Annotated in this window: 26 protein-coding genes and 1 pseudogene; all 27 read right to left on the reverse strand. The window is 69.0% G+C overall.

Annotated elements, in window-relative coordinates; all coding sequences use genetic code 11:
* Positions 1–146: 146 nt before the first annotated feature.
* Positions 147–452 carry a carbon storage regulator CsrA gene (gene csrA, locus VIM54_RS07880; RefSeq protein WP_331900315.1) on the reverse strand — a complete coding sequence of 102 codons (306 nt, stop codon included), beginning with the start codon at positions 450–452 and terminating at the stop codon, positions 147–149.
* A gap of 4 nt (positions 453–456) precedes the next feature.
* Entirely contained in the window at positions 457–1326 is an 870-nt protein-coding gene (locus VIM54_RS07885) for a hypothetical protein (protein WP_331900317.1), read from the reverse strand.
* Positions 1301–3349 (reverse strand): flagellar biosynthesis protein FlhA, encoded by a 2049-nt coding sequence (locus VIM54_RS07890; protein WP_331900318.1) that lies wholly within the window; start codon positions 3347–3349, stop codon positions 1301–1303. The genes VIM54_RS07885 and VIM54_RS07890 overlap by 26 nt, the downstream gene beginning before the upstream one ends.
* 1 nt (position 3350) lies before the next feature.
* On the reverse strand, positions 3351–4448 hold the full coding sequence (locus VIM54_RS07895) for an EscU/YscU/HrcU family type III secretion system export apparatus switch protein (RefSeq protein ID WP_331900319.1): 1098 nt from the start codon (positions 4446–4448) through the stop codon (positions 3351–3353).
* Positions 4449–5207 (reverse strand): flagellar biosynthetic protein FliR, encoded by a 759-nt coding sequence (locus VIM54_RS07900; RefSeq protein WP_331900320.1) that lies wholly within the window; start codon positions 5205–5207, stop codon positions 4449–4451. It abuts the gene before it with no gap.
* A 1-nt stretch (position 5208) separates the two neighbouring features.
* Positions 5209–5484 (reverse strand): flagellar biosynthesis protein FliQ, encoded by a 276-nt coding sequence (gene fliQ, locus VIM54_RS07905; RefSeq protein WP_331900321.1) that lies wholly within the window; start codon positions 5482–5484, stop codon positions 5209–5211.
* Positions 5484–6320 (reverse strand): flagellar type III secretion system pore protein FliP, encoded by an 837-nt coding sequence (gene fliP, locus VIM54_RS07910; protein WP_331900323.1) that lies wholly within the window; start codon positions 6318–6320, stop codon positions 5484–5486. The genes fliQ and fliP overlap by 1 nt, the downstream gene beginning before the upstream one ends.
* Positions 6317–6802: a flagellar biosynthetic protein FliO gene (locus VIM54_RS07915; RefSeq protein ID WP_331900325.1), complete on the reverse strand. Its 486-nt coding sequence runs from the start codon at positions 6800–6802 to the stop codon at positions 6317–6319. The genes fliP and VIM54_RS07915 overlap by 4 nt, the downstream gene beginning before the upstream one ends.
* Positions 6803–7510, reverse strand: coding sequence for a flagellar motor switch protein FliN (gene fliN, locus VIM54_RS07920; protein WP_331900327.1), 708 nt, complete (start codon positions 7508–7510; stop codon positions 6803–6805). It lies immediately after the preceding gene.
* A complete protein-coding gene (locus VIM54_RS07925) occupies positions 7507–8412 on the reverse strand; it encodes a flagellar motor switch protein FliM (RefSeq protein ID WP_331900329.1) in 906 nt (301 codons plus the stop codon). The genes fliN and VIM54_RS07925 overlap by 4 nt, the downstream gene beginning before the upstream one ends.
* 8 nt (positions 8413–8420) lie before the next feature.
* Positions 8421–9293, reverse strand: a complete 873-nt coding sequence (locus tag VIM54_RS07930; protein WP_331900331.1) for a flagellar motor protein MotB — start codon at positions 9291–9293, stop codon at positions 8421–8423.
* Entirely contained in the window at positions 9293–10075 is a 783-nt protein-coding gene (locus VIM54_RS07935; protein WP_331900333.1) for a motility protein A, read from the reverse strand. Before VIM54_RS07935 ends, VIM54_RS07930 begins: the two co-directional genes overlap by 1 nt.
* Complete coding sequence (locus tag VIM54_RS07940) at positions 10075–10404, reverse strand: flagellar FlbD family protein (RefSeq protein WP_331900335.1); 330 nt, start codon at positions 10402–10404, stop codon at positions 10075–10077. Before VIM54_RS07940 ends, VIM54_RS07935 begins: the two co-directional genes overlap by 1 nt.
* A gap of 105 nt (positions 10405–10509) precedes the next feature.
* A complete protein-coding gene (locus tag VIM54_RS07945; protein WP_331900337.1) occupies positions 10510–11682 on the reverse strand; it encodes a flagellar hook protein FlgE in 1173 nt (390 codons plus the stop codon).
* A 34-nt stretch (positions 11683–11716) separates the two neighbouring features.
* On the reverse strand, positions 11717–12160 hold the full coding sequence (locus tag VIM54_RS07950) for a flagellar hook assembly protein FlgD (protein WP_331900339.1): 444 nt from the start codon (positions 12158–12160) through the stop codon (positions 11717–11719).
* A 16-nt stretch (positions 12161–12176) separates the two neighbouring features.
* Complete coding sequence (locus VIM54_RS07955; RefSeq protein ID WP_331900350.1) at positions 12177–13532, reverse strand: flagellar hook-length control protein FliK; 1356 nt, start codon at positions 13530–13532, stop codon at positions 12177–12179.
* Positions 13533–13534: 2 nt separating this feature from the next.
* On the reverse strand, positions 13535–13972 hold the full coding sequence (locus VIM54_RS07960; RefSeq protein ID WP_331900340.1) for a hypothetical protein: 438 nt from the start codon (positions 13970–13972) through the stop codon (positions 13535–13537).
* A complete protein-coding gene (locus VIM54_RS07965) occupies positions 13969–15291 on the reverse strand; it encodes a FliI/YscN family ATPase (protein WP_331900342.1) in 1323 nt (440 codons plus the stop codon). The genes VIM54_RS07960 and VIM54_RS07965 overlap by 4 nt, the downstream gene beginning before the upstream one ends.
* The gene (locus tag VIM54_RS07970) at positions 15288–15896 is read right to left on the reverse strand and encodes a FliH/SctL family protein (protein ID WP_331900343.1); all 609 of its coding nucleotides are present in this window, start codon (positions 15894–15896) and stop codon (positions 15288–15290) included. Before VIM54_RS07970 ends, VIM54_RS07965 begins: the two co-directional genes overlap by 4 nt.
* Positions 15886–16905 (reverse strand): flagellar motor switch protein FliG, encoded by a 1020-nt coding sequence (fliG, locus tag VIM54_RS07975; protein ID WP_331900344.1) that lies wholly within the window; start codon positions 16903–16905, stop codon positions 15886–15888. Before fliG ends, VIM54_RS07970 begins: the two co-directional genes overlap by 11 nt.
* Positions 16902–18509, reverse strand: coding sequence for a flagellar basal-body MS-ring/collar protein FliF (gene fliF / locus VIM54_RS07980; protein WP_331900345.1), 1608 nt, complete (start codon positions 18507–18509; stop codon positions 16902–16904). Before fliF ends, fliG begins: the two co-directional genes overlap by 4 nt.
* Entirely contained in the window at positions 18509–18814 is a 306-nt protein-coding gene (gene fliE, locus VIM54_RS07985) for a flagellar hook-basal body complex protein FliE (protein ID WP_331900351.1), read from the reverse strand. The genes fliF and fliE overlap by 1 nt, the downstream gene beginning before the upstream one ends.
* Positions 18814–19206 carry a flagellar basal body rod protein FlgC gene (locus tag VIM54_RS07990; protein WP_147784234.1) on the reverse strand — a complete coding sequence of 131 codons (393 nt, stop codon included), beginning with the start codon at positions 19204–19206 and terminating at the stop codon, positions 18814–18816. The genes fliE and VIM54_RS07990 overlap by 1 nt, the downstream gene beginning before the upstream one ends.
* On the reverse strand, positions 19206–19547 hold the full coding sequence (locus VIM54_RS07995; protein ID WP_331900346.1) for a flagellar basal body rod protein FlgB: 342 nt from the start codon (positions 19545–19547) through the stop codon (positions 19206–19208). Before VIM54_RS07995 ends, VIM54_RS07990 begins: the two co-directional genes overlap by 1 nt.
* A gap of 128 nt (positions 19548–19675) precedes the next feature.
* Positions 19676–19999 (reverse strand): hypothetical protein, encoded by a 324-nt coding sequence (locus VIM54_RS08000; RefSeq protein WP_331900347.1) that lies wholly within the window; start codon positions 19997–19999, stop codon positions 19676–19678.
* A complete protein-coding gene (gene fliS / locus VIM54_RS08005; RefSeq protein ID WP_331900349.1) occupies positions 19992–20423 on the reverse strand; it encodes a flagellar export chaperone FliS in 432 nt (143 codons plus the stop codon). Before fliS ends, VIM54_RS08000 begins: the two co-directional genes overlap by 8 nt.
* Before the next feature lie 5 nt (positions 20424–20428).
* Positions 20429–20656: pseudogene (locus VIM54_RS08010) on the reverse strand (hypothetical protein); the annotation flags it as partial.

Here is a 20656-nt window from a genome sequence, read left to right on the forward strand (position 1 = left end):
GTCATGCTCCGAAGCGTATGGGAAATGTGCTGATTGCGGTTCGGGTTCCCCTCGCGGGAACAGAGCAAAGGCCGTCGATGGCCTGAACGAACTGCGCAGACGAGTACTGAAATTCGTGCAGACGAGTACTGAAAATGACAGCCTGGCTAGGCCTCGGCGGGGGCCTCTGGCGCGGGGGACGGCTGCGCTGGGGACTGCGGCGCTGGGGACTGCGGCGCCGTCAGAAGCAGCCCGAGCGCCGCCTTGATGCGGTCCTCGTCGGCCTCGTCGGCCTGGGCCGCTGCCAGGTTCGCCTCGGTCACGGCGCGCAACACCTCTTCGCGCTGGATCTTGACACCCCGGGGCGCATCGATGCCGATCCGGATGCCGTCACCCCGACTGTCGAGGATGGTGATGACAATGTCGTCGCCAATGAGAATGCGCTCCCCGGCCTTACGCGTCAGCACCAGCATCAGGTCAGCCTACCGAACCACTTTCCACCCAGCCGACCTGAAGGCCAAGCTCGTTGACCGTGTTGGGGCTGGATGTGGCCCCGCGGCCGATCACGGCCACCGCATCGACATGGCTGATCGCGGCGACGGCGGCCACCCAGCGACCGGTGTCAGCGGGCTTGCGGCCCGCATCCACCGCCACCCAGACCTGGTCGCCCTGCAGAAACTCGAGCGCGTCCGCCCCGGCCTCGTCGAGCCCGACGCGCTGCAAACCGAGGGCGACGATGATGCCGAACTGGTCGCGCACGCCCTGCGCCCGGGCGGCGAGCACGCCGCGGCGATCGCTCACCCGCTTCACGCCGTCCGATGAGCATTCGCCGGCCACCCGCAACTCGGCCGTTCCGGAGGCGATGGTCATCTCGCGCGCGATCGTGAGCGCGTCACTGCCGAGACCCACCACGATCACGAGGTCTCCCGGCGCCGAGAGCGGGGCCTGCAGCCGAGGCGCCCTGGCCGTGACGATCGGCAGACTCGGCGTCGGCGGCGCCGTGTTGAGTGTGAGATCGGCCATGAGCGTGTCGAAGCTCTCCGACGACGTCGACACGTCCGGCAGCGTGTCGGCGGCCCGGATGCGTGCCTCGACGCTGTCCGCGTCGTCGAGCAGCAACGCGATGCCCGCCCGGGTCGGCAGGTCGAACGCGTGCACGTCCCTCGCCGTGCCATCCGGCACGTCCACATCGATCTGGAATCGACGCTGCGCGAAGAAGCCCTGGATGCCGCCCGTCGTCACCGCGCGCACCGCCACGACCCTGGCGTGCGGGCCGTGCTCCTCGAGCACCCTCGCGTTCAGCTCGTCGAGCGACGTGCCCTCAAGCTGAAATCGATTCGGTGACACGCACCACTCCCACCGTCTCGATGTTCACGGTTGCCGAGGTGACCTCCTGGTAGGAGAGCACGGGCAGGCCGCCGGTCTGCGCGGAGACCAAGCGTCGGATGGCCGGGCGCAGCGCCGGCGCGCACACGAGCACGCCGGAGGAGCCGGTCGCTTCGAGCCGCGCCACCACCTCCTTGGTGGAGTTGAGCACGGCCTCGAGGCCGGCCTGGTCCATGACGATCTGGGTTCCGAGCTCCGAGGGACGCATCGCCTCGAGCATCGACTGCTCGAGCATCGGGTCGATCATGATCACCCGCAGTGTCTGGCCGTCGAGGTGGCTCGCGGTGAGGGCCGGGCCGAGCGCGAAGCGGGCGGTCTCGATCAGCCCCTCCGGATCCGTCGACACCTTCGCCCGCAGCGAGAGTGCCTCGTAGATTCTGGGGAGGTCGTTGATCGGAACCTGCTCCATGAGCAGGCCCTGCAGCACGCGCTGCACCTCGGCGAGGCTGAGCAGACCGGGCACGAGTTCGTCGACCGCGGAGGGGTTCACCTCCTTGACTCCCTCGGTGAGCACCCGCACGTCTTCCCGGGTGAGCAGGCGGGCCGCGTTGTTCGTGATGATCGAGGAGAGGTGCGTGACGACGACGGACACGCGGTCGATCACCGTCGCGCCGCTCATCTCGGCGCTGTGCCGCATCTCGCTCGGAACCCACTTGCCGGCGAGCCCGAATACCGGCTCGATCGTGACTGCGCCCGGCAGGCCGTCGAGGGCGTCGCCGAGGGCGAGCACCTTTCCGGCCGGCGCCGTGCCTCGGCCCGCCTCGACCCCGGCGATCCTGATCACGTAGGTGGCAGGCGGCAGCTCTACGCTGTCCCGCGTGCGCACCGGCGGAACCACGATGCCCAGGTCCATGGCGATCTTGCGCCGCAGCGAACGCACCCGGGCGAGGAGGTCGTCCGACGCGTCGGAGACGATGTCGACGAGGTCCGGAGCGAGCAGGATCTCGAGGGCGTGCACGCGCATCTGCTCGATGAGCGACTCGGTGGTCACCACCTGCGACGAGTCGGCCTGGCTGGAGGCCGCGCTCTCGAGGGTGAGCTTGGTCGCCTCGCGCGCCTTGATGCGCTGGGCCAGAAGCAGGAGACTCGCCCCGATCACCACGAACGGGATGATCGGCATTCCGGGGATGAGCGCCATGAGGATGGCGGCGCAACCGGCGATCATGAGCGCGTTCCGCGACTGGGTGAGCTGGGCGGATGCCGTGGAGCCGATGTCCGATTCGGCGTTCGAGCGGGTGACGATCATGCCGGTGGACACCGCCATGAGCAGTGCAGGGATCTGGGTGACGAGGCCGTCGCCGATGGTGAGGAGCGTGTACTTGGCCACCGCATCGCCGATGGACAGGCCGCCCTGCAGCATCCCGATCGCGATACCGCCGACGATGTTGATGATGATGATGATGATTCCGGCGATCGCGTCACCCTTGACGAACTTGGACGCGCCATCCATCGCGCCGTAGAAGTCCGCCTCGGCCGACACCTCCGCCCGCCGCTCGCGGGCCTGGGTGTCGGTGATGAGGCCGGCGTTGAGGTCGGCGTCGATCGCCATCTGCTTGCCCGGCATGGCGTCGAGGGTGAACCGCGCGCCCACCTCGGCCACGCGCTCCGCGCCCTTGGTGACCACCACGAACTGGATCACCACGAGGATGAGGAAGATCACGGCGCCGATGATGATCGAGCCGCCGACCGCGACGTGGCCGAACGCGCCGATCACCTCGCCCGCGTAGCCCTGGCCGAGCACGAGCCGCGTGGATGCCACGTTGAGGCCGAGCCGGAACAGGGTGGCCACGAGCAGCAGCGACGGGAACACCGAGAAGTCGAGCGGCTTCTTCACGAACATCGTCGTGAGCAGGGTGACGAGCGCGAGCATGATGTTGAGGATGATGAGCACGTCGAGCACGACGGCGGGCACCGGTACGACGAGCAGCAGGATGATGCCGACGACCCCCACCGGAACGGCGAGCTTGGAGAGATTGCGGTTCACGTCAGTGGCCTCCTGCAGTCATGGTGAGTTCCGGCATCTGGTGCACTCCGCGGCTCGAACCGCGCGTGCGAAGGGAGAGCACGAACGCGAGAACGCGCGCGACGGCGTTATAGAGCTCCACGGGGATCTCGTCGCCGAGGTCGCACGCCGCGTGCAGGGCCCGCGCGAGCGGGATGTCCTTGACGATCGGCACGCGATCGGTCTCCGCCTGCTCGCGGATGCGGGCGGCGATCACCCCGGCGCCCTTCGCGACGACGCGGGGCGCCGACTTGCCCGGTTCGTACGTGAGCGCCACGGCGAAGTGGGTGGGGTTGACGAGCACGACATCCGAGGTGGCGACCGCGGCGATCATCCGGTTGCGGCTGATCGCGAGCTGCCGCGCGCGGCGCTGCCCCTTGATCAGCGGGTCGCCTTCCGAGCTCTTGTTCTCGTCCCGGACTTCCTTCTTGGTCATGCGGGTTCTCTTGCGGTTGCGGCGCATCACCACGAAGACGTCGGCGGCGGCGAGGATGAGCCCCGCAGCCACGGCCGACTGCACGAGGGCGCCCGTGCCGTCGCCGGCGGCCTTGATGAGCGCGGTGGCCGGGAGGCCGCCCGCCGTCATGAGGATCGGCATGAGGCCCTGGATCACGGTCATGAGGACCACGCCGACGACGGCGGTCTTGAGCAGCGCCTTGAACCCGTTCCACGCCGCCTCGGCGCCGAAGGTGCGCTTGACGCCGCTGAGAAGGTTGAACTGCTCGAATTTGCCGGCCATCTTCTTGAAGTGGATGCCGCCCTGGGCGGCCGCCGCGGCGAGCACCGCCACGGCGACGACCACGAGCATCGGCAGCACCACCCCGGACATCGAACCGAGCCCGGCGCCGAGGGCCTCCATGACCTTGGTGGGGTCCGGGTTCATCGCGGCGGCCTTGACAGCGGCGAACTGGGCGGATGCCGCGTTGGCGCCGGCGGACACCGTTGCCGGGATCATCACGGCGGCCGTGCCGACGCCGACCCACGCGGTGAGGTCCTGCGACTTGGAGAGCTGCCCCTTCGAGCGCACCTCCTTCATGCGCTTCTCGGTGGCCTGCTCGGTCTTTTCGCCGACGTCCGACATCTACTTCACCCCCACGAGAGCGCCGACGGCGTCCCCGGTGATGGATTCGACGATGCGCGGCATCGCCGCGAACACGACGGACCCGAGGGTGAGGGTGATGAGGATCTTGAGCGGGAAGCCGAGGGCGAAGGCGTTGAGCGCCGGAGCGACGCGAGTGAGCAGGCCGAGTCCGGCATCCGCGAGGAAGAGCACGACGATGAGCGGACCGGCGATCTGCAGGGAGGCGAGGAGCATCTGCCCGACGGCCGCGGTCACGGCGGCGAGGGGCGTGGCGAGATTCAGGCCGCCGGCCACCGGCAGGGCGGTGAAGCTGCGCGCGAGGCCGCCGATGATGAGCTGGTAGCCGCCGGAGGTGAAGAGCAGCGCGAGCGCGGTCATCTGGAAGAGCCGCGTGTACTGGGCGCCGTTGATCATCATCTGGGGGTCATACCCCTGGGCGAGCTGGAACCCGCCGAACAGGTCGATGAGGTTGCCGGCGGACTGCACCGCCGAGAAGACGAGCATCACGAGGAATCCGAGGAGCGCCCCGACGACGAGCTCGATGAGCAGGGAGATGATGAACTGGCCGGTGTTCGGCGACACATAGTTGCGAGCCACCTGGGGCGCGACGGCGAGCGCGAGACCGAGGCCGAGCATGCCCTTGATCCGCAGCGGGAAGGCGTTATGGGAGAACGGCGGCGCGATCACCAGGAACGTGATCATGCGCACCGAGGCCAGCATCACCGCCTCGATCCACTGGAAGTTGAGGGTGATCGCCATGTCAGCCGCCGCCGAGCAGCGAGGGGATCTTGTCGAACATCGCCTGGGTGAACGACACGAGCTCGGAGATCATCCAGTGCCCGGAGACGATGAGGGCGACGGCCACCGCGATGGCCTTGGGCACGAAGGAGAGGGTCACCTCCTGGATCTGAGTGATCGACTGCAGCAGCGAGATGGCGAAACCGACGACGAGCGCGGTGATCAGGATCGGCGCGGCGAGCTTGGCGGCGATGATGAGCCCCTGCAGAGCGATGTCCATGACGGCGTTGGTGTTCATCAGCCCCCCTTATAGCTGGAGATGAGGGTCGTGATGATGAGGCCCCAGCCGTCGACGAGCACGAACAGCAGGATCTTGAAGGGGAGGGAGATCATCACCGGCGGGAGCATCATCATGCCCATGGACATCAGGGCGGCCGAGACGACGAGGTCGATCACGAGGAACGGCACGAAAATCACGAAGCCGATGATGAACGCCGCGCGAAGCTCCGAGATCATGAACGCGGGCACGAGGGTGAGCAGCGAAACGGACTGCGGGTCCTTGGGGTTGGCCTGGCCGGCCGCCCGCGTCATGAGCGCGAGATCCTCTTCCCTGGTGTGCGCGAGCATGAACTTGCGCAGCGGCTCCGAGGCGAGGTTGACCGCGTCAGTGAAGTTGAGGTGCCCGTTGAGGTAGGGCTGCACCGCGTGGTTGTTGATGTCGGTGAGGATGGGCGCCATGATGAACAGCGTCAGGAACAGGGCGAGGCCGGCGAGCACCTGGTTGGGCGGGATCGACGGCAGCGCGAGCGCGTTGCGCGCCATCGCGAGCACGACGAAGATCTTGGTGAACGACGTCATCATGAGTAGCAACGCCGGGGCCACCGAGAGCAGCGTGATGCCGACGAGGGTGACGATCGCCGAGGACGGCGTGCCGTCCGGGCCGTTGATGTTCACCGAGAGGCCGCCGCCGCTCGGTGCGGTCGGGTCGACGGGGGGCGTCGGCGGCACGACGGCCGCGTGGCTCGCGTTGCCGGTCATCATGACGAGCGCCGCGGCCACCACCACGGCGAGCAGCACCATCACGAGGATTCTCGCCGCCCGGCCGGAGAGCCAGGGGCTGGTCGGCGTCTTCATCGGCCCTGCCGGAGGGCTGCGGCCGCGCGCTTCCACGTGGTGGGGGAGAGGATCGAGCTGCCGAGCGGGCCGGTCGTGAAGCCGCCTGTGCCGAGCGCCCTGCCGGCCAGCGCCTTGCCGTCGGCGTCGGCCATCGCGCGGCCGAACGCCACTGCGCTATCCGGCGTGGTATCCGGCACGGCCTGCGGCACGGCGATGAGACGCGCCGGGGCGCTCTCCGCCACGATCGGCGTGGGCAGTTCGCTCGTGTTGAGCACGGTCACCGACTGCTCGGTGACCCCCAGCAGGAACCGCTTCCCGTCGACGTCGAGAACGACCACCGAGGCCTTGGGGGCGATCACCTGGCGGGTGACGACGGAGATGATCTTCGTGGCGCGCGACGCCCGCGCGCCCTTCGTCAGTCGGCGCTGCAGCATCCAGAGCACGCCGAGGACGGCGGCGAGCGACAGCAGGACACGAAGCGCGAGGAAGACCGACTCCACTTAGCTCAGACCCTCTGTCACGTCGAGGATCTTGGTGATGCGGATGGCGTAGTCCTGGTCGACGACCACGATCTCGCCGTGAGCGATCAGACGGCCGTTGAGCAGCACATCGGCCGGCGCCCCGGCGGAGCGGTCGAGCTCGATCACGGCGCCCGGCTCGAGGCTGAGCACGTCGCGCACCGACATCCTCGTCTTGCCGATCTCCACGGTGAGCGCCATTTCGACGTTGCTGATGCGGCCGAGGTTGATCGCCATCGACTCGTCGGACATGGTGTTCGCGCCGGTGATCACGCCGTTCTCCCGAATGCGGATGGCAAACCACCCGGCGGCGACCCCCTCGCTCGAGAGGGCGAACACCTCGGTGGCCGGGTCCTGGAAGAGAGCGGTCGCGTCTTCGATGCGCGAGTCGGCGACGACCCCGGTGCCGAGCACCGCGGCCGCGGCCTCGAGGGCGGGGCGCAGCACGTCCACGATCGACACGAGCGCCGAGTCGGTGCCCGCCGCGGCCTTCATCGACTCCGCGTCGTGCAGAATCACGGCGAGGTCTGCCGACCGGTCGCCGACGAACGAGGCGACGACGGCGGAGTCGAGGGGTCCGGCCGGGTGGCCCTCGATGGCGATCGCCTGGAGGATGCTCGGGCTCGGCAGCATTCCGGCGAGCGCCTCGGCTGCCTCGGCGCGCGGGTCGGTTGCGGTGGTCTTCTTCACGATTTCTCCTCGGTGGTGACGACGACGCACGCGAGACGGGAGCCGTTGGATCCGACCGCCGCCCGCGCCATCGGCTGGCCGTCGACGGTCACATCGAGCGGTCGGTGCTGGGGATGCGGAATCTTGATGACCTCGCCGACGGCGAGCGCCAGGATGCGGCTGGGCCGCACGATGGCCGGGGTGAGGCGCAGCGACACCTCAACCGGCACGGCCGCCATCTGCGCCGATATGAGCTGCCGCGCGTTCGCGACTGTGCTCGTGGGATTGGCCTGGCCCAGTTGGGGCAGCAGCACCGCGGCCGGAATGGCGAGCGTCGCGGTAGCGGCGTTGTCTCCGACCCGAATGGCGAAGGTGGCCACGATCATGAGATCCGCCGTGGCCGCGGCCTGGGCGAACTGGGAGTTGTACTGGATCGCGTCGACGGCGATGGACGTGACGAGCAGGGACCCGAGCGAGTAGCGCAGGTCTTCGAGCGCGTCGTCGAACAGTCGCCGCACGAGGGCCTGCTCGATGTGGGTGAACTTGCGGTCCGGCGCGACCTGCGCGTGGTTGCTGCCGAGCATGTACGACACCCAGGCGAGCGCCGAGGAGGTGGGGAACTGGATCACGGCCTTCGCGTTCGACCCGTCGAGCACGCACAGCACCATCGCGGTGGTGGCCGGAAGGCCGGAGGCATACTCGTCGTAGGTCTGCATCGCGACCTGCTCGCAGGTCACCTGCGAGACGACGCGCACCTTCGCGGTGAGCTGAGTGCCCCACTGGCGGGCGAAGGTCTCGAAGACAAGCTCGAGCACCCTCGCGTGTTCGCGGGCGAGCGTGGTCGGACGACGGAAGTCATAGGGCTCGGCTGCTGCACCCTCGTTCGCGAGCACGCCGATAGAAATCTGTTCCTGGACCGTCACACAGCAAACTATCGGCCGGGGACCCCCACCGGTAAGGTGAATTGCGCAATCCCGGTCGGCGGGTCCACCGGCGGTTTCGCGGCGGCGGCGTTCTCCGCCGCGACGATGCCCGGCATGAGCGCCCGCACCCCCTCAGGCTGGTTTGACAGCACGACGATGTCCACCCGCCGATTCCTGGCCATCTCCGCCGGACTCGTGCCGGTCGCGATCGGGCGAGACGACCCGTAGCCGACCGCGCCGATCCGATCGGACCGGATGCCGCCGATCTCCACGAGGTGCCGCAGCACCGAGACGGCCCGGCCGGAGGAGAGCTCCCAGTTGGTGGGGTATGGGCTCGTCGACTGGCGCGCGTCGGCGTGACCCTCCACCGAGACCTCATACGGCGACGCGACGATCGCCGGCGCGATGTCGTTGAGCACCTGGGGAGCGACCCCGATGAGGGCGGTGCTGTTGGTGTCGAAGAAGGTCTGGGAGCCGACCAGGCGGATCACGAGTCCCCGTTCGGTGATCTGGAACGTGACGGTGCTCGTGAGCCCGGTGGTGGCGAGGTTCGCGGAGATCGCCGCCTGGAGGGCCTTGAGGGAGTCGACCTCCTTCGTCGCGAGCTGGGCCGGCGCGAAACTCTCCGAGTTCTTCACCGCCTTGGCCGGCTGCACGACGGTGCCCTTCGCCGTGTCGATCTTGCCGATGTCCTTGACCCCGAACCCGGTGGCGAGGGAGTTGCGCAGGGCGACGAACTTGGCCGAGTCGACGGTCGACATCGCGAAGAGCACGATGAACATGCACATCAGCACGGTGACCATGTCCATGTAGGAGGCCATCCAGCGTTCGTCCGGCCCGTGCTCTTCCTCCTCGTGATGCTTCTTCCGGCGCGCGCTCATTAGGCGGCTTTCGGCAGCTTCGGGGTCTTCGGCAGCGCGTTGGCCGGCACCATCGCGCGGAGTCGTTCGCCGAGTAGTCGGGGCTGGCTGCCCGCCTGCACGGCGAGCACGCCCTCCATGATGAGCGTCATCCGCGCGTTCTCCAGGTCGGAGAGCCGCCGCAGGCGGGATCCGATCGGCAGCCAGAGGAAGTTGGCCGAGAGCAGGCCCCAGAGCGTCGCGACGAAGGCGGCGGCGATGAGCGGGCCGAGCTTGCCCGGCGTTGACAGGTTCTCGAGCACGTGGGTGAGCGAGACCACGGTGCCGATGATGCCGACCGTGGGGGCGAAGCCGCCGAGGGTCGTGAAGAATTTGCCGGCAATGCGGTCCGAGGCGGTTCGCGTGTCGATCTCGTCTTCGAGGAGCTCCCGCAACTCCTCGCCGTCCGTGCCGTCCGCGATGTTCTGGAGGGCGTTGCGCAGGAACGGGTCGGTGACCTTCTCGGCCTCCTGCTCGAGCGAGAGGAGTCCCTCCTTGCGCGCCTTCTCGGCGAGGGCCACGACCTGGTCGATCGTGTCGTGCGGCTTCGGTACCTTGCCCGTGAAGGCGCGGGGAAGCGCCTTGATAGCGAGCATCATGTCTTTGATCGTGCCGCTCGCGATGCCGACGGCGATCGTGGCACCGAAGACGAGAACCATGGGGGCCGGCAGCAGGATCGCGCTCACGGCCGAGCCTTCGAGGGTGAGCATCGCGTAGAGCGCGCCGAACGCGACGGCGATGCCGATCAGGGTTGCCGGATCCATCAGATGATCCTCGGGCGTAGGGTCACGGGTATGTCGAGCTCGACGAGGCCGTCGTCGCCGCCGTCCTCGTCATCTTCCTCTACCGAGTCGACAATGCCGAACGGCCGGTTGGCCGGGATGCGGCCGCTCGCGGATAGCTCCTGTGTCAAGGCAATGACGGTCGCGCGGTAGTGCAGGATGCGGTCGATCACCTCGGTCATCGATTCGGTGACGATGTACTTGGCGCCATCGACCATTACGAGGGTTGTGTCCGGGTTCGAGTTGATTCGCTCGATCAGATCCGGATTGATCGCGAACTGGCTGTCATTCAGCCGCGTGACGACGATCATGAGCACATCCCTGTTTCGTGTAGTGGGCCCTTCCTGGGCCCTTATACAGCACTATCGGCCGCCCCCGCCCAATGGTTAGGGGGGACGGCCGATGGCTGCAGTCGACTAGCGCTTGAGGTTGGTGAGCTCCTGCAGCACCTCGTCGGAGGTCGTGATGATTCGCGCGTTGGCCTGGAAGCCGCGCTGCGCCACGATGAGGTTGGTGAACTCCTGCGAGAGATCGACGTTCGACATCTCCAGGGCACCGCTGGTGATCGACCCGATGCTGCCCGAGCCGGGCGCCCCGATCTCGGCGTTGCCGGAGTTGAAGGTCGCCTTGTATGACGACCCGCCGGCCTTCTCGAGTCCGCCGGGGTTGGTGAAGGTGGCGAGCACGACGCGGGCGATGGCCTGCGACGCGCCGTTGCTGAACGAGCCGACGAGCGTTCCGTCCTGGCCGAGGGTGTACGACTGGAGCGTGCCCGCCGCGCTGCCGTCCTGCTTGCTGACGGAGACCGTCGTGAGGGCGGCGAATCCGGTGAGCTTGCTCATGTCGACGGCGATTCCGCCGATCGTCATTGTGCCCGCGGAGGTCTGCAGCCCGCTGGCGAAGGTGAGCGCCGTGCTGCCGGTCGATCCGTTCGGGTCGACCCCCGCGACATCCCAGCCCGCCGCCGTCTTGGTGAAGGTGAGGGTGACGGTGCGGGCCTCGCCGGCCGAGTCGAAGACCTGCTTGTCGCGCACGAGCGCTGTGCCCACCGCCGCGTCGTCCGGCAGGTTGCCCGCGACGGTCGCCGTTGTCGTGGCCACGGCTGGCGCCACGGTGCCGAGCGGCAGGGTGATGTCGCTCAGCGCGCCGCCGCCATTGACGACGCCGTTGACGGCATTCCAGCCCTGCACGATCGCCCCGCCGGGAGCCGTGAGACGACCGGCGGAGTCGAAGCCGAACGAGCCGGCACGGGTGTATTGGGTGGACGTGCCGAGCTTGGTGACGAAGAACCCGTCTCCGGAGATCATCAGATCCTCCGCGCGCCCGGTCGCCTGGGTGGAGCCCTGCGCGAAGTTGGTGGAGATGCCCGCCACGCGCACACCGAGTCCGACCTGCGCCGGGTTGGTGCCTCCGACGTTGGCCTGCGGGCCGCCCGCCGCCTGCGTCATCTGCGACAGGGTGTCCTGGAACTGGGTGGCCGAGGCCTTGAAGGCCGTGGTGTTGACGTTGGCGATGTTGTTGCCGGTCACGTCGAGCATCGTCTGGTGAGAGCGAAGGCCGGAGATGCCGGAGTACAGGGAACGAAGCATGGGATGCTGCCTTTCGGTTGGAGTCGGAGACGGATTATGCGGATGCTGTGGTGATGCCGGAAATAAGGTCGAGCGCCACGTCGACGCCCCCGACGCTGACCTGGGGTACTGAGCCGGCGAACGAGACGCTCTTGGCGATGCCCGAGACGGTCGCACCGTCCTTGCCGGTGTATGTGACCTGCTTGCCGACGAAGTTGGCCGCCGCGACGCGCATTTGCAGCGAGAAGTCCTCGGTGCTCGTGGTCGAAAGCTGGGTCATCTTCTCCATCATGGAGAGCTGGGTGGTCTGGGCGATCATGGCGTTGCTGTCCATCGGCGCGCTCGGGTCCTGGTTGCGCAGCTGGGTCACGAGAAGCTTCATGAACACCTCGGAGTCCATGGACTGCGACGGGCTGCGCGCCGCGCCGGTCGTGTAGATGCCCGTGGTCGAGGTGGGCGCCGCGGCCGGCGGCACGATGCCTATGGGGTCGGTTGTCATTGCCTGCTCCTTGTTCTCAGACCATCACGTCGATGGTCGTTGACGTGCCGTACGGCCCTCGGGGGGAGGCGGGCGTCTGGTCGGTGGTGGGGGCGGTTTCCCGCTGGCGCGGCGACTCGGGCGCGAACCGCTCCCGCGGCGCCCCGCCGTCTCCGCGGTCGGTCGGCTGGTTCTGCGACGACAGGTTGAGGTTGGAGTTCATGCCGGAGCTCGCGAGGTCCTTGCGCAGGTCGGGCAGGATCGCGCGGATCGCGTCGCGCCCGACATCGGTGGGAGCGAAGAGCTCCACGCGGATGCCGTCGGCGCTCACAAGGGCGCGCACCGTGACGGGGCCGAGGTTGTCCGGTGCCACGTTGACCACGATCGTGTGTTCGCCCGTCGGCGCCGTGGCGAGCGTGAACAGTGGGCGGGACAGCTGCGTCGCGAGCGGCGGCGTGGCGGTCGGCATTGCGGTCGGTGCGGCGGTGGCAGCCGGTGCCGCGACGGTCGGCGCCACCGGGGCGGGTATGGCCGGCGTGGCCGCGGGCGCCGGGCCGGTCGCGGCATCCGCGGCGCGCGCCTGCGACGGCCGAGCGGTGAGGGAGCTCGCGGAGAGGCCGGCGGCCGCGGTGGCAGCAGCAGAGGTGGCGACCGGCGCAGCGGCTGCGGCGATGGACGAAGACGCCGCGGTGGTGACCATCGGAGGCACCGCGGCAGCAGATGTGGTGCCCGGCGCGACCGTGATCGCGCTCGCGTCCGGGCCCACGACGGCTGAGCCGGATGCCGGTTGAGGCGGCATCGCGGTCTCCGTCGCGGGAGCGGTCGGCGACGGGGCGACGGACGACAGGGCGGGCGCGACACTCTTCGCGCCCTTCCCGCCCCTCCCGCCGGTGGGGACGGCCTGGGCACTCTCCACCGTCGAAGCCGTGAGGGTGGCCGGGGCCGCCTGGGCCGCCTGGGCGGGATCGACCGCTCCGACAACCGCGGACGTCGCTGCGATCGCGGCCGCAGACGGCAGCACCGAGTTCACCGCGGACGGTAGAGCAGCCGGGACTGGAACGGGGATCGCGGCCGGGATCGGCGTGAGGGCCGCGACGACGGCAGCCGGATCCGCCGCGATGGTCGTGGTGGCGTCGGCAGCGGTGGGGGAATCGGCGGTCGCCGGCGCGCCACCGGGAGAGCCGCGGAGGGCGCCGGTGAGCGTGGCCGCGGTCTCGGCGGCCGACTGCGCGGGGTCGTTCGACTGCGCGGGGTCGTTTGACTGCGCGGGGTTCGACCCCGCAAGCGCGGCGGTCGCGCCCGTCAGCGCCGCCCCGAAGAGCGCGGCCGCGGCCGGGCTCGACTTCGCGGTCGGCGCCGGCGTCGACGAGGGCGCGGCAAGCAGCCCGACCATGGTCACTGGAGGGCCTCCGACCGCGAGCGGTGCCAGCCGGTGGAAGCGATCTCGTCGAGCACGGCCTGCTCGGCCACGATCTCGCCGCTGGCGACGGCGGCCGAGAATCGCACCTCGAGCTTCTCGAGGCCGACGGATCTCGCGCGCGCCTCGGTGAAGGCCGCGGATGCCTCGTCGCGGGTGGCGCGGTGCACGGAGTCGAGGGCCTGGAGCTCGGCGAGCATGCTGCGGGATGACGCGCGCGCGGCGGCGACGGCGTAGAGCACCGCGGCGCTCGTGGCCTCGGCCGGCACGACGCTGAGCGCGGCGCGGGCCCGTCGCTGCCTGGCCGAGCTCTCGTTGGCGCGGGCGTTGGCCGACGCGAGGTCGCTCGCCGCCTGGTCCTGCTGGATCTGACGCAAGCGGAGCAACCCCGCGAGCGGGAACATTCTGGCCATCATGAACCTCCCAGTGTGCTGACGAGCCTGTTGAGCTGGGCCCACGCGTCCTGCGCGGTGGACTGTTCTGTCATCCGCTGCTGCAGGAAGGCGTTGATCTCGCCCTCGTGGTCTACGGCGGCGTCGACGAGCGGGTTCGCGCCGCGCTGGTAGGCGCCGACGTCGAGAAGGTCCTGGGCGGCGCGGCGCGCGGCGAGGGTCTTGCGCAGGAAGCCGGCGGTGGCGGTCTGCTCGCCAGAATTGACGCGGGAGGCGACTCGGGAGATCGACCCGAGGGCGTCCACGGAGGGAAAGTGCCCGGCGACAGCGAGCTTGCGGTCGAGCACGACGTGGCCGTCGAGGAACGATCGGGCGGCGTCGGCGATCGGCTCGTTGTGGTCGTCGCCGTCCACGAGCACGGTGTAGATGCCGGTGACCGACCCGCTCTCGCCGGTGCCCGCACGCTCGAGCAACTGCGCGAGGAGGGAGAAGGTCGACGGCGGGTAGCCGCGGGTGGCCGGCGGTTCGCCGACCGAGAGGCCGATCTCGCGCTGCGCCATCGCCACGCGGGTGAGCGAGTCCATCATGAGCATGACGTTCGCCCCGGCGTCGCGGAACGACTCCGCGATCCTGGTCGCGACGAAGGCGGCGCGCAGCCGCATCATCGCGGGCTCGTCGGAGGTCGAGACGACCACGATGGAGCGCGCGAGACCCTCAGCGCCGAGGTCGTCCTCGAGAAATTCGCGAACCTCTCGACCTCGCTCGCCGACGAGCGCGATCACCGATACCTCGGCATCCGTCCCGCGGGCGATCATCGAGAGCAGCGAGGACTTGCCGACGCCGGACCCGGCGAAGAGGCCGATGCGCTGGCCCATGCCCACGGTCGTGAGGGTGTCGAGCACGCGAACGCCGAGCTGCAGCTGGGTGTCGATGCGGGCGCGGTGCATGGCGGATGGGCTGTCGTTGTCGAGGGGGACCATCGCATCTGGCCGGAGCGGACCCTTGCCGTCGATCGGGCGGCCGAGGCCGTCGATGACCCGGCCGAACAGGCCGCTCCCGGTGGGCACGAGCATCGGCACTCCGCGCGACCGCGCCGGGGCGCCCGCGTTGATTCCGGTCATGCGGCTCAGAGGCATGCACCGGATGCCGGTGCGCGTGGTCGCGATGACTTCGGCGTCGAGGGCGCCGTCGCCGATGGTGACGAGGTCGCCGATCGCGCAGTCCAGGCCGGACACCTCGAGGCCGAGGCCCACGATGGACGAGACGACACCGACCCGCTCGGGGCGGCCGGCGGAGAGCGCGGCGGCGAAGCGCTGCGGATGCGGGCGGTAGGCGACGCTCACGATGTCTCCCCCGCGATCGCGGCCTTCGCGCGGGCGAGCGCGGTGGAGATCCTGGCGTCGAGGTAGCCGACCTCGAACTCGGTGACGGCGTCGCCGCGATCGAGCGAGTCATCCGGGGCGAAGAGCACCCCGGTCGCGGCGATGGTGTCCTCGTCGAGGCCGGCGAGGTCGACGGGGTTCATCCGCACGACTCGAACGGTCGTGGAGTCCGCCCGGGCGAGCGCCCGGGTCAAGGCGGTGCGCGCCGAGTTTTCGTCCCGGCTGAGCTCGGAACCGAGGATCGCCTCGGCGAGCGCGATCGCCGCCGCGGCGAGCGCGTCCTGGGAGCGCTCGATCAGGGGAAGGCTGCGCTCGTCGAGAGCCCGTGCGGCCGCCCCCAGCAGGGCAACGACCCGGTCGACCCTGGCCCGACCGTGCAGCACTGCCGCCTCGTGTTCGGCATCGAGGCGCGCCGTCCGCTCCGCGAGCTCGCTGCTCGCCGCCCGCAGCCCGGCCGCGTAGCCGGCGGCGTGCCCGCTCGCCCGCGACTGCACCTCGAACGGATCCGTCTCGACGCTGCGCAACGCCGGGAAGGTCACCGGCAGAAACTCCCGGTCAATCGACATAGTCGTCCTCGTCGCCGCGCTGCACGGTGATGATTCCCTGCGCCTCCAGGTCGCGGATGGCGCGGACCACCTCGGCCCTCGCCTCCTCGATCTGGGTCATGCGCACCGGGCCGAGGGCCTGGATCTCGTCCTCGAGGATCTCCCTGTTGCGTTCGGAGATGTTCGACCGAATCACCTCGGTGACTGCCTCGGACGAACCCTTCATGGCGACCGCGAGCACGGCCGCGTCGATGCCGCGAAGCACCTGCTGCACGTCCTTGCGCTCGAACTTGACGAGGTCGGCGAAGGTCAGCATCCGCGAGCGCACCTCTTCGGCAAGCTGCGGATCGAGGCCGTCCAGGCCGTCGAGCACCGCGCGTTCGGTCGAGACATCCGACCGGTTGATGATCTCGACGAGGGGCTGGATGCCGCCCACCACATCGGTGGTCTCGCGCGACGTGACGACGGCGCTCGCGCGCTGCTTGAGGTTGTCTGCCACGATGCGCACGGCCTCCGGTGCCGCGGTGCCCATCGTGCCGATCGCCTGGGCGACATCGGTGCGCAACTGCGGGTCGAGGGCGGAGAGCACCGGCGAGGCGCGCTCCGGGCGCAGGTGCGCGAGCACGAGCGCGATCGTCTGGGGAAGTTCGCCGTCGAGGAGCGTGATGAGCTGGCCGGGTTCCGCGGTGTCGAGAAACTCGAAGGCGCGGCCCGCCATCGACGACGCGACGCGGTTCATGACCCCCGCCGCGCGCTCCGACCCGAACGACGCCTCGAGCAGTCCGGCCGCGAAGTCCTTGCCGCCGCGTGCACCGCGGCCGCCCTTGATCGTGAGCTCGTGGAACTCCTCGATCGTGCGTTCGGCTACTGCGGAGTCGACCCGGCGCAGCCGGATGATCTCGGCGGCGATCTCTTCGGCCTCCGCGTCGTTGAACTGCTTCATGACCTCGGCCGCGCGCAGCGGGTCCATGTTCATCAGCACGACGGCGACCTTCTGGGTGCCGGTCAGTACGGCGGTTGCCTCGCTCATGCCGGCTGCCTGTCGTCCATCAGTCCGCGCAGGAAGTCGGCGGTGCGCTGCGGGTCCTTGCCGGCGAGGGCGTCGATCTCGGCGCGCTTGCGGTCGTTGTCACCGGGCGCGACCGGCGGAAGCTGGGTGTAGGTGAGCGGTGCGGCGGCCGGCGCGGTGAGGGCGATGGGCACGGTCTGGTCGTTCATCATCGCGCGCATCTCGGCGAGTTCGCCCATGTCGCGCAGCTCCTGCTCCTCCTCGTTGCGGCGGCGCAGGCGGCGGGCGATGAGGAACAGGGCGACGGTCGCCGGGATGGCGATGCCGAAGATGGTGATGGCCGTGCGGATGATGCCGGCCGTGCGGTCGGCGGTGGCCGCAGCATCCGCCGCGGCGAGCGCCTTCGCGGCCTGCACCGCGCCCACCTTGTTGAAGGACACGACCTCCACGGCCACCTGGTCGCCGCGCGTCTTGTCGATGCCGGCGGCGGCGTTGATGAGCGCCTTGATGTTGGCGATGTTGAGTCCGGAGGCGACGCTCGAGTTGAGGGCCACCGACACGGTCTGCCGCGTGATCGCGCCGGCCGGGATGGTCGTGGACTCGGTGACCTTGTTGATGGCGTTGTTCTTGGTGACCGATTGCGAGGTGACGCCGCTGCCCGTCTGCACGCCGCTCGGAACGGCGATGTTGTCCGGTCCGAGAACGCCGGTGCTCGAGCCGGTGGCGCCGGCGGCGCCCCCGCTGGAGTCGCTCGAGAACGACTCGTTGAGCGACGGGGCGTCGGTGGGCGAGGTGAACGACTCCTCGGTGCGCTGGCCGGAGTTCTGGCTCAGGTCGGCGGCCACGACGACCGTCGCATTGCCAGGCCCGACCACCTTGTCGAGCATCGCCTGCACCGAGGAACGCACGCGCGACTCGTAGTCCGAGGCGACCTTGCCCTCTGCCCCGCTCGTGACACCGGCCGCGGAGAGCACGATGCCCTGCGCATCGATCACCGAGACGTCGGTGGCCTTCATCCCGTCGATCGACGCGGAGGTGAGGTGCACGATGGCCTGCACCTGCTCGTCGGTCAGCGTCACGCCGTTGTCGGTGGCGATGAACACGGAGGCGGTGGGGTCGGTCTTCTCCGACACGAAGACGGTGTCCTTGGGGATGGCGAGCTGCACTGAGGCGGTCTTGACGCCCTTCATCGCCTCGATCGTGTTCGCGAGCTCGCCCTCGAGCGCGCGCTTGTACGTGACGTTCTGCTGGAACTCCGATGCCGTGACGCCCATCTTGTCGAGCAGCGAATACCCGCCGGTCGTCGAGGAGGGCAGGCCGGCCGCTGCTGCCTTGAGCCGCTCGTCGTACACGTTGGCCTCTGGCACCATGATCGTGCCGCCGCCGTTCGTGATCTCGTACTGCACGCCGTCGGTGCGCAGCTGCTCGACGATGGTGTTCGCGTCCGTGCCGCTCAGGCCGGAGAACAGCGGGGTGTATGCGGGCTTCGTGATCCAGAAGCTGAGCGCGACGACCCCGAGGGCGAGAACGGCAACACCGATGATCGCGACGGTGCGCTGCGCGATGGTGAACTCGCGGATGGTGTGGGCGAGGCGCCGGAGCGCGGTGCTGACCTGGGTGGGCATTAGGACTGCATCCTCATGATCTCGTTGAAGGCGTCGACGCCCTTGTTACGAACCGCGGCGACGAGTTCGAGGGTGACCTGCGCTCGCGTTGCCGCGATCGTGGCGTTGTGGATGTCGTAGAGATTGCCCGTGACGGCCTTGATGGCGAGATCGTTGGAGATCGACTGCTGCTGCTGCAGGCCGTCCACTGCGCTCGAGAGCTCCGTGGCGAAACCCGACGAGTTGCTCGCGCTGGTGCCCGTGGTCGATGGGAGGTATCCGGTGCCCGCGACGCCCTGTACGGACGTGATTGCTGCTACGTTGATCAACTGCGTCCGATCTGGAGTGCTGCCTGGTAGGTCTCTTTCGCGCGGTCGACGACCGCGGCGTTCGCCTGGTAGCCGCGCTGCGCCATGATGAGCTGGCCCATTTGCGAGGCGAGATCGATGTCGGGGTAGCGCACGTATCCCTCTTTGTCGGCGAGCGGGTTCGCCGGTTCGTAGACGAGGCGGCCCTCCGCGCTTCCGAAGGCGGCGCCCTTGACGTAGACGCCGGTGGTGCCCTCGCCCTCCTGCGCGACCACGTAGCGGGCCTGGAAGGCGGCTCCGCTCGTCGGCTTGGCGGTGTTGACGTTGGCGATGTTGTCGGCCACGGCGTCGAGCCATTTGCGGTGAACGGTGAGCCCGGTGGCGGCGATGCCGATCGCGTCGAAGGTCATCAGCTCGTCCTGATCGCCGCGCGCATGGCGGAGAACTCGTTGCCGGCGGCCTGGCTCGCGAACTGGTAGCGCAGCACGGTGTCGATGTTGGAGAGGGTCTCGGTGTCGAGATTGACGTTGTTGCCGTTGAGTTGGGTCGGTTCGAGCGACCGCGCGACGGATGCGGTGACGTGACCGTTGCCGGCGTCGACCGACTTTGCGAGGGCATCCTCGAACAGCACGCGCTTGGCGTGGTAGTTCGGGGTGTTGATGTTCGCGATGTTGTTGGCGATGGTCCTTTGCCGCAGCGCCAGCCCGTCCAGTGCGCTGTTGAGCGCAGCGGAAGTAACCGATTCGAGCACAGTCGTCCGTTTCGTCGTCGGGGACAATACGGCCGATCCGTGGCCTCTTCGGTGAGCAATCCGTGCTCTGTACTACCAGCTATCGACCGAGGCGAATCGGACGTTAGACGTTCGCCCCGAACGGGGGGTCAGCTCGTGACGTCGAGGTAGGCGGATGGCCCGCCCGGGTTCACCGGCGGCACGGCCTCGATCGCGGCGAGGTGCTTTCCGATGGCCCTCTTTCGCTCCTCGAGGGCATCGATCGACTCGCGCTGCTCGTTCAGGATGCGGTTGGCGCGGGAGCGCAGGTCGGGCGGCATGGGGCCGAGGTAGCTCGGCATCACCCAGACGGGAACCCCGCCGTCGTCATCGCCGGTCTCGGCGGTCGCCGGCAGCCTGGACGCGACGATGCTCTCCTCCATCGCGTTGAGCACGGACGCCCAGTTGTCCCAGTTCGCGCTCGAGCTACGCAACTCCGAGCTCCCGGCTTTCGCCGGTCGACGCGCCGTGGTCCGGCACCGAGAGCTGGCCAGCCGCCTCGTGCCAGGCCCGCGCGAGCGGTTCGAGCAGTTCGATGCTCTCGCGGATGCTCGCCGCGTCGCGTTTCACGTTCGCCATCACCAGGAGGCTCGTCGTGTAGTTGTAGAGGGAAAGCAGGCCCTGGCCGCCATCCCACAGCTCCACCTTGAGCGAGACCGTGAGTTCGGAGATGATCGCTTGCGCGTGCAGCAGGTTTGAGGAGGCCACGGGCCAGTTCTGCCCGGTGTGCGCGATTTCGGCGCGGTGAAGGTCGAGCAGGAGGCGGTCGTAGAGCATCGTCAGCAACCGCACGGGTGAGGCCGACAGGATCGCGTCATTGTTGTACTGCGAACGCTGGGCGTTGAGGGTCATCGTCATGATGTCTATCCCGTCGTGGTGGTCGAAGCCGAAAGAGAGGCAAGCTGCGAGGAGAGGGCGGAAGACTGCGCCTTCAGGTTGCTGAGCATGACCTCCATCTGCGAGTAAGTCTGCTCGAGCGTCGACTTGCGGATGGCGAGGCGGGTATCCCAGGCGGAGATCTGGTCGCCGAGGCTTCTCAGCTGGGTCTGGTCGCCGGTGATCCGGTTGGTGAGCGTTCCGTCGTACTTGTC

It is taken from the genome of Lacisediminihabitans sp., assembly GCF_036569425.1.
Classification (GTDB): domain Bacteria; phylum Actinomycetota; class Actinomycetes; order Actinomycetales; family Microbacteriaceae; genus Lacisediminihabitans.